The 8,538-nt window shown below is 64.6% G+C and carries 6 protein-coding genes; 5 read left to right on the forward strand and 1 reads right to left on the reverse strand.

The window, feature by feature from the left end; translation table 11 throughout:
* Positions 1 to 522 precede the first annotated feature (522 nt).
* The gene (locus RCI06_RS13550; RefSeq protein WP_101548864.1) at positions 523 to 756 is read right to left on the reverse strand and encodes an HPr family phosphocarrier protein; all 234 of its coding nucleotides are present in this window, start codon (positions 754 to 756) and stop codon (positions 523 to 525) included.
* Between the two features lie 203 nt (positions 757 to 959).
* Here RCI06_RS13550 and mtaB point away from each other — a divergent pair, with 203 nt between their 5' ends.
* The 5 genes from mtaB to RCI06_RS13575 all read left to right on the forward strand — a co-directional run bounded on the left by mtaB (position 960) and on the right by RCI06_RS13575 (position 8,410).
* Positions 960 to 2,291 carry a tRNA (N(6)-L-threonylcarbamoyladenosine(37)-C(2))-methylthiotransferase MtaB gene (gene mtaB, locus RCI06_RS13555; protein ID WP_306576366.1) on the forward strand — a complete coding sequence of 444 codons (1,332 nt, stop codon included), beginning with the start codon at positions 960 to 962 and terminating at the stop codon, positions 2,289 to 2,291.
* A complete protein-coding gene (locus RCI06_RS13560; protein ID WP_306576367.1) occupies positions 2,288 to 2,857 on the forward strand; it encodes a hypothetical protein in 570 nt (189 codons plus the stop codon). Before mtaB ends, RCI06_RS13560 begins: the two co-directional genes overlap by 4 nt.
* 19 nt (positions 2,858 to 2,876) lie before the next feature.
* Positions 2,877 to 6,587, forward strand: a complete 3,711-nt coding sequence (locus RCI06_RS13565; protein WP_306576368.1) for a phosphoribosylformylglycinamidine synthase — start codon at positions 2,877 to 2,879, stop codon at positions 6,585 to 6,587.
* A gap of 826 nt (positions 6,588 to 7,413) precedes the next feature.
* On the forward strand, positions 7,414 to 8,121 hold the full coding sequence (locus tag RCI06_RS13570) for a TVP38/TMEM64 family protein (protein WP_306576369.1): 708 nt from the start codon (positions 7,414 to 7,416) through the stop codon (positions 8,119 to 8,121).
* 94 nt (positions 8,122 to 8,215) lie between these two features.
* Entirely contained in the window at positions 8,216 to 8,410 is a 195-nt protein-coding gene (locus RCI06_RS13575; protein ID WP_306576370.1) for a hypothetical protein, read from the forward strand.
* Positions 8,411 to 8,538: the final 128 nt, after the last annotated feature.

Consider the following 8,538-nt stretch of genomic DNA (forward strand, 5'->3'; position numbering starts at 1 on the left):
GCACGCGCGCAGAGCGCGCGAACGCCCGGAACGGGCGTTGTTTTCCGCCGTGTGTCCCCGGCGAGCCATCCAGCTTCATCTGTTGGGAGCGCCCGCAACCTGAATTGAGCCCTCAGCTGGTGTACCCGTGGGGAGTGACGGTAGTTCGCGGGTCATGGCAAGGTACTCCCGGAGATTCCGCTTAGAGTTCCGGCTCGTAGGGCCGGGTCCGCGCAGCGGACTCAAGCCGGGGTCGCGGGGCGGAGCGCCCGCGAGCGGCCGTCGCGCGTAGCGCGCTCCGGGCGCAGCCCGGGCAGGCCGCCCAAGGCGGAGGGTTCTTAGGCGGACTTTTGGTTCCTTTTCGTCCGTCCGAAAAGGAACCCGTGGCGCGCGGCGGAACGCGCTCGTCATTCTTGCCGCTTGGAAAGCGGCAATTCCCGTCTACCCCGCCGTGCGCAGCGCGGCAGCTCCAAGGCTCCGCAGGGAACGGCAAACCAACAAAAAAAGGCGCACCCCAAAGGTGCGCCTTTTGCATTCGCAGTCCTATGCTTCCACAATGAAGCCCTTGACTTCCTTCAAAAACTCCGGGCAGTTGTCGGCGTAGATCTCCATCTTGATCGGCTTGGCGAGATCGAGGGAAAAGATTCCCATGATGGATTTCGCGTCGACGGCATAGCGTCCGGACACAAGGTCCACGTCGAAATCATATTTCGAAACGGTATTCACGAAGTTTTTCACGTCATTGATGGTGTCAAGTTTGATGACTACAGATTTCATGTCGATGTCCTCCTTCTTCTTGACATATTACTAATTTATGTTTTTACTACATTCTCACTATATCAGCGGGGTTTCTTTAAGTCAACTGCTAATTGTAATTGTTCCGAAAATTCATTATAATATGTGTATCATTGGAAAAAACGCCTTTGGATACTGTGCAACTTGCACATGAAAATTATTCCTGTTTTGGACGGAGTGTATAAATGAAAGCCGCTTTTTACACCCTTGGCTGCAAAGTGAACCAATATGAAGCGCAGATTCTCGAGCAGCTTTTTTCCGCCGCTGGCTATGAGATCGTCCCCCATACGGAGCCTGCCGACGTCTATGTGATCAACTCCTGCACCGTCACCGCGACGGGCGACCAGAAGACCCGCCGGATGCTGCGCCATCTGAAGTCGCAGAACCCGGACGCGGTCGTCGCGCTGACCGGCTGCTATCCCCAGGCCTTCCCCGACGCCGCCGACCGTCTGCCCGAGGCGGACGTCGTCACCGGCGCGCGCGGCCGGGAACGGCTCGCCGCGCTCGTGGAGCGGGCCCGCGTCACCGGGGAGCGAATTGTCGACATCCGCCCGCACGAGCGGGGGGAGTCCTTCGAGCCGATGCGCGCCGAGCAGTTTTCCGAACGCACCCGCGCGTTCGTCAAGATCGAGGACGGGTGCGAGCGCTACTGCGCCTACTGCATCATCCCCACCGCGCGCGGGCCGGTCCGCTCCAAAAAGCCGGACGAGCTGCGCGCCGAGCTCGAGGGGCTCGCGAAGGCGGGCTACCGGGAGGCGGTGCTCGTGGGCATCAACCTCTCCTGCTACGGAAAGGACCTCGGCCTGCGGCTGATCGACGCGGTCGAGCTCGCCTGCTCGGTCGAGGGGATCGAGCGGGTGCGGCTGGGCTCCCTCGAGCCCGAGCTGCTCACCGACGGGGACATCGAGCGGATGTCCCGCCAGCCGAAGCTCTGCCCCCAGTTCCATCTCTCCCTCCAGAGCGGCTGCGACGCGACCCTCAAACGCATGAACCGCCATTACGACGCCGCCGAATATGCCCGCATCGCCGGGAGCCTGCGGCGGCATTTCGACAACTGCGCCGTCACGACCGACATCATGGTCGGCTTCCCCGGCGAGGACGAGGCGGAGTTCGCGCAGTCGCTCGCCTTCGCGGAGGAGATCGCGCTCGCCAAGGCGCATGTCTTCGCCTACTCCCGCCGGCCCGGCACCCGCGCCGCGGACATGCCCGGTCAGGTGCCCCGCGCCGTCAAGGAGGCCCGCTCGGCCCGGATGATCGAGACCACCCTGCGCACCCGCGCCGCCTTCCTCGCCGCGCAGGTGGGGAGCAGGCAGCCCGTCCTCTTCGAGAGCCGGACCGCGGACGGGATGCAGGAGGGCTACACCCCCAACTACACCCCCGTGCGGGTGCGCGCGGACGAGCCGCTCGCCGGGAGCATCCGGGAGGTGCGAATCGTTTCCGCGCACGGGGACTGGTGCGAAGGGGAGCTCCCGTCCCAACCATCCACCGCTGTCAATCAGAAAGAAGGCGCCCTATGAACGATACCCTCAAACGCTTTGAAAGCTGCCTCACCGGGGACTTCGACAACTCCGCGCAGATCGCCGCCCAGCAGGCGGCCGGGAAGGTCACCCACCCCGCCGCGCGGCACGTCAGCCGCAACGTCAACGGCAGGGTCGGCCACCTGCCCGCGGACCCCGGCGGCTTTTTCGTGCTGGAGGAGAGCTATTACACCCGGGACGGCCGGACCAACGCGATGCCACACCTGTTTTTCTTCTCCTCCGACGCGCCCGGGCGCGTCAAACTCGACTCCTACGACCTGCCGAAGGACCTTCCCCGCGCGGAGCTTGTCAACGGCAACCCCGCCCTGCGCTTTGACTACCGCGGGCTTTCCCGTTCGGAGACGTTCACTCCCCTCGTCTATCAGGAGGATGAGCGGGGCGTTTTTTACGGCCGGTGCGTCAGCCGGCTTTCCGCCGACACCACCCTCACGCTGGAGGAGTGGATCGGCCCCGAGGTCCTGCTTGTCACAGAGATTCTGGAGAAGGCGGGCCGCGTCCTGGTGGGCGTGCCTTCCCCCATTGAATACCGCCGTATTACAAAATAAACGATCTGGAGGAGCACCAATGAGCGTTTACCGAATCTACGTGGAGAAAAAACCGGAGTTTGCCGTGGAGGCGGCCGGAGTCCTCAGCGACCTGCGCACCGTACTGATGCTCGACTGCGTCAAGGGCGTGCGCATCCTCAACCGCTACGACGTTGAAGGGATCGACCGGGCCGACTTCGACGCCGCGCGCGGCACGATCTTTTCCGAGCCGCAGGTCGACTTGACCTACGACGAGCTCCCCCCCGCCGCGCCGGGCGAAGAGGTCTTCGCGGTCGAGTACCTGCCCGGCCAGTTCGACCAGCGCGCCGATTCCTGCGCCCAGTGCATCTCCCTCGCCACCTCCAAGGAACAGCCGATCGTGCGTTCCGCGCGGGTGTACATCCTCTCGGGCGGCATCCCGGCGGACGCGCTCGACGCGGTCAAGAACTATCTCGTCAACCCGGTGGAAAGCCGCCTCGCGTCGCTCGAGCTGCCCGAAACGCTCGACGTCAAATACGACATCCCCACGACGGTGGAAACACTCGACGGCTTCACCGCGCTCGACGCGGCGGGGCTGGCGGACTTCGTCTCCCGCTACGGGCTCGCGATGGACACCGACGACATCGCCTTCTGCCAGGACTACTTTAAAAACACCGAGCGCCGCGACCCGACCATCACCGAGATCCGCATGATCGACACCTACTGGTCGGACCACTGCCGCCACACGACCTTCCTCACCAACCTGAAAAACGTGAAGGTCGAGACCCCCTACATCAAAAAGAGCTTTGAAAAATACCTCGCCCTGCGGGACAAGCTCTATGCCGGGAAAGAGAAGCCGATGACGCTGATGGACCTCGCGGTGATCGGCGCGAAGGCGCTCAAGGCGGAGGGGAAGCTCCCCGACCTCGACGAGAGCGAGGAGATCAACGCCTGCTCGGTGAAAATCAAGGTGGATGTGGACGGCGAGGAGCAGGACTGGCTGCTCATGTTTAAAAACGAGACGCACAACCACCCCACCGAGATCGAACCGTTCGGCGGCGCGGCCACCTGTCTGGGCGGCGCGATCCGCGACCCGCTCTCGGGACGCAGCTACGTCTATCAGGCGATGCGCGTGACGGGCGCGGCCGACCCGACGGTTCCCCTCTCCGAGACGATGAAGGGCAAGCTCCCCCAGCGCAAGATCACGACGACGGCCGCGGCGGGCTACTCCTCCTACGGCAACCAGATCGGGCTCGCGACCGGGCATGTGGCGGAGGTCTACCACCCCGGCTACGCGGCCAAGCGGATGGAGATCGGCGCCGTGGTGGGCGCGACGCCCGCCGACCACGTGGTGCGCGACTGTCCCGATCCGGGCGACATCGTCATCCTGCTCGGCGGACGCACCGGCCGGGACGGCTGCGGCGGCGCGACCGGCTCCTCCAAGAGCCACACCCTCTCCTCGCTCGAGAGCTGCGGCGCGGAGGTGCAGAAGGGCAACCCGCCCATCGAGCGCAAGCTCCAGCGCCTCTTCCGCGACGGGGAGGTGACCCGCATGATCCGCCGCTGCAACGACTTCGGCGCGGGCGGCGTGTCGGTGGCGATCGGCGAATTGGCCGACGGCCTGCGCATCAACCTCGACGCGGTCCCCAAGAAGTACGACGGCCTCGACGGCACCGAGCTGGCGATCTCCGAATCCCAGGAGCGCATGGCCGTCGTCGTCGCGCCGGAAAACGTGGATAACTTCATCGGCCGCGCCCACGCGGAAAACCTCGAGGCGACCGTCGTCGCCGAGGTGACCGCCGAACCCCGTCTCGTGATGGAGTGGAACGGGCGGCGGATCGTCGACCTCTCCCGCGCGTTCCTCAACTCCAACGGCGCGGTCAAATACACCGACGTGGAGATCACCGCCCCGCGCGAGTTCGAGCGGCTGCGTTCCACCGCCCCGATGAAGGAAAAGTGGACCGCGATGATGGAAAATCTCAACGTCTGCTCCCAGAAGGGGCTGGTCGAGCGGTTCGACTCGACGATCGGCGCGGGCACCGTGCTGCTGCCCTTCGGCGGCGTGCGCCAGCTCACCCCCGCGCAGGCCATGGCCGCGAAAATCCCCGTCCTGCACGGCGAGACGACGACCGCCTCGCTGATGGGCTGGGGCTTCAACCCCGACCGCTCGGCCGCCAGCCCCTACCACGGCGCGGTCTGCGCGGTGGTCGAATCGGTCGCCAAGGTGGTCGCCGCGGGCGGCAGTTATCACAAATGCTGGCTCACCTTCCAGGAGTACTTCGAGCGCACCAAGAACGACCCCAGGCGCTGGGGCAAGCCGATGGCCGCCCTGCTCGGCGCGCTCGAGGCCCAGCTCGGCCTCGGCATCGGCTCGATCGGCGGCAAGGACTCGATGTCCGGCACCTTTGAGGAGATCGACGTGCCGCCCACCCTCGTCTCCTTCGCCGTCTCGGTGGCCAAAACCGGGAACATCATCTCCCCCGAGTTCAAGCAGGCGGGCCACAAGGTCTACCTGATCGCGCCCGCCTACGACGAGAACCAGCTCCCCAAATTCGAGAGCGTCAAGGCGGTCTTCGACGAGGTGGAGCGGCTGGTCGCCGAAAAAAAGGCGGTCTCCGTCTGGGCAATCGGGTACGGCGGCGTCTGCGAGGGCGTCACCAAGATGTGCTTCGGCAACGGGCTCGGCTTCGACTTCTCCGCCACCTTCGACGACGCGGCCCTCTTCGAGCCGCTCTACGGCGGATTCCTTATCGAGGCGTCCGAGCCGATCGCCGGCCTGCCCTGCATCGGTTCCGTCTCCCCCGCCTATGCCATCCGCTACGGCTTCGACCTCATCCTGCTCGATGACATTCAGGATAGCTGGGAGGATAAATTACAGAAGGTATTCCCTTATCTCTCTCCGAGCAGCGACGGCCCCGTGCCCGCATACAACTATGAATCGAGGGGCAAACTTACCGCGTCGGTAAAAACCGCCCGCCCGCGGGTGCTCATCCCCGTCTTCCCCGGCACCAACTGCGAGTACGACACCGCACGTGCCTTTGAGCGCGCCGGCGCCGACGCGGAGGTCTTCGTCGTGCGCAACCTCTCCGCCGCCGACATCGCCGGAAGCGTCGCGGCCTTCGCGGACGCAATCGCGCGGTCGCAGATCATCGCGCTGCCGGGCGGCTTCTCGGGCGGCGACGAGCCGGACGGCTCGGCCAAGTTCATCATCTCCTTCCTGCGCAACCCGCGCATCCGCGACGCGGTCCACGAGCTCCTCAAAAACCGCGACGGCCTCATGCTGGGCATCTGCAACGGCTTCCAGGCGCTCGTCAAGCTCGGGCTCGTCCCCTACGGCGAAATCCGCGACATGGACGAAAGCTGCGCGACCCTGACCTATAACTCGGTCGGCCGCCACCAGAGCATGCTGGTGCGCACCCGCGTCGCCTCCAACAAGTCCCCCTGGCTCGCCGACATGAAGCCGGGCGACATTCACACGATCGCAATCTCCCACGGCGAAGGACGGTTCGTCGCGCCGCAGGCGCTCATCGACCGGCTCGCCAAAAACGGCCAGATCGCCACCCAGTACGTCGACCTCGACGGCAATCCGACCCGCAGCATCCGCTTCAACCCCAACAACTCCTACTGCGCCATCGAGGGCATCACCTCCCCCGACGGCCGCGTCTTCGGAAAGATGGGGCACACCGAGCGGTATGTCGACGGGCTCTATAAGAATGTCGGCGGCAGCTGCTTCCAAGACCTCTTCGGCAATGCGGTAAGATACTTCCGCTGATTTTCTGTTACTTGCCGCTCGTGAGCGGCGGGGCTTGCCGGTAGTCGACCGGCGGCGCTTCTTAGGTTTTCCGCCCGAGGGCCGGAGGGCTTGTCGGCTACCCGCCGACAGGGGGCCTTCTTAGGTTTGCCGCTCGGGGAGCGGCGGAGCCTGCCGGGTCCCGCCCCGGCGGGCGGCCCCATTTCTTGTACGGACAAGAAATGGGGAAAAGAAACCGCAGGGGGCTTGAAGCGGCCTGCCTGGGCTGCGCCCGGAGCGCGCTATGCGCGACGGCCGATCTCCGGCCTAAGAGCCGCCTTCGGCGGTTGGCCTCCGAAACGCGGTCTGCGGACCGCAGTCGCGGGCGCTCCGCCCCGCGCCCCCGGCTTGAGTCCGCTACGCGGACCCGGCCCTGCGGGCCGGATTCTCTATAAGGTTGGCCTACGGCCAAATCCTTGACCCCCAGGCCGCGACGGCCTGCGGCCTTAAAGGTCGCGGCCCCGCACCACGGATCGAAGGACCAGTCTACAGCAACCCATCAGCCGCCGCGCCGCAGGCGCAACGCCTCTGCCCGAGAGCCTCAGGAGCCGTACCGGGCGTGCGCACGGGGAGGCATACTCCCAACGACAAGTGCCGCAGCACGCGCTTTTGCTTGTGAAAACGCGGGGTCAGTTGCGGTCAGGGGCCGCAACTGACGTGCGCCTCGACGCCTCTGCCGAAGAGCCTCCGGAACGCTCTTACCGGTGCGTCCGGGGAGATACGACCTTCCCCGGGCGGCGCGCCGCGCAGTTTTCCGCTTCCTTGTGGGAGCGGCGAGGCAAAACCAGAAGAAAGGATGCGAACCGCGATGGCCGAGCAGAAAAAGGGCCGCTGGAAGTGGCGGCTCACGGCGGTCGCCGCCGTGGCCGTCGTGGGCGCGCTCCTCTATCTGACCTGGCGGTACTACCCGGTGATCAAGGGCCTTATGGAGCCGGAGAACATGGCCCGCTTTCAGGAGAAGCTGCAATCCTTCGGCATGCTCGGCGTGCTGGCGCTCATCGGGATCCAGACGGTGCAGGTGGTTTCGGGCGTCATCCCCGCACTGCCCATCCAGATCGCGGCGGGACTCACCTATGGGGCGTTCGGCGGCCTGTTCGTCTGCCTGGCCGGGATTTTCATCGGCAGTACGATTGTCTTCCTCGCCGTCAAGCGGTACGGCCAGCCCGTCGTCGACCGGATGTTCCCCAGGAAAGAGCAGGAGAAGCTCTCCTTCCTGCGGGACGCCGGCAAGCTGGGGAAGATCGTCTTTATCCTCTACCTCATCCCCGCGATGCCCAAGGACGTCTTCACCTATCTCGCCGCCCTCACCCCGCTCGACTTCAAACGCTTCATCCTGATTTCAATGGCCGCGCGCGCCCCGATGATTTTATGCGACACCTTCGCGAGCGGCACCCTCATCGAGGGTGATTACCGGAAATCCACCGTCATATTTTGCATCGCCGCCGCGATCGGCGTCTGCGGCATGATCTTCAGCCCCAAAATCTTGCAAAAGCTAAGAGATCGAAAACAGAAATAGCAAAAGGCCCGCCGATGGCGGGCCTTTTAAATAGGTCGATTTTCCCCTAACGGGAACTCATATTTCTGTTACAATCCTGTTGGAGGTGACAGCTTTGGATCGCAACCGCATTAAATGCCGCCTGTCCTGTAACGAGCAGCTGCTTCGACAGGCACTTGACAAGCCAAGCCGAAAACTGCTTCTGCGCATCATCGACGACCTAAACCTCTTATCCGAACTGGAGAGCGAGAAAGCCTATCGCGACGGCATCCGGCAGGGAATTCACCTCATGTCTGATGAGGATGTTTAGCCCGCCCAGAAGTTGAGGGGACTTTTATCGCATCCCTTCGGGACGCTTTAGGGGAGCCGCCTTCGGCGGCATGGATTGCCGGGTCCCGCCCCGGCAGGCGGGCCGACTTCTTGCGCGCCCAAGAAGTC

It is taken from the genome of Anaerotruncus massiliensis (ex Togo et al. 2026), assembly GCF_030825285.1.
GTDB classification, from domain to species: domain Bacteria; phylum Bacillota; class Clostridia; order Oscillospirales; family Ruminococcaceae; genus Anaerotruncus; species Anaerotruncus massiliensis.

Coding starts and splice junctions, on each gene's coding strand:
- RCI06_RS13570 (WP_306576369.1), top strand. CDS start 7,414: ATGGCCGAGCAGAAAAAGGGCCGCTGGAAGTGGCGGCTCACGGCGGTC.
- RCI06_RS13560 (WP_306576367.1), top strand. CDS start 2,288: ATGAACGATACCCTCAAACGCTTTGAAAGCTGCCTCACCGGGGACTTC.
- mtaB (WP_306576366.1), top strand. CDS start 960: ATGAAAGCCGCTTTTTACACCCTTGGCTGCAAAGTGAACCAATATGAA.
- RCI06_RS13550 (WP_101548864.1), bottom strand. CDS start 756: ATGAAATCTGTAGTCATCAAACTTGACACCATCAATGACGTGAAAAAC.
- RCI06_RS13565 (WP_306576368.1), top strand. CDS start 2,877: ATGAGCGTTTACCGAATCTACGTGGAGAAAAAACCGGAGTTTGCCGTG.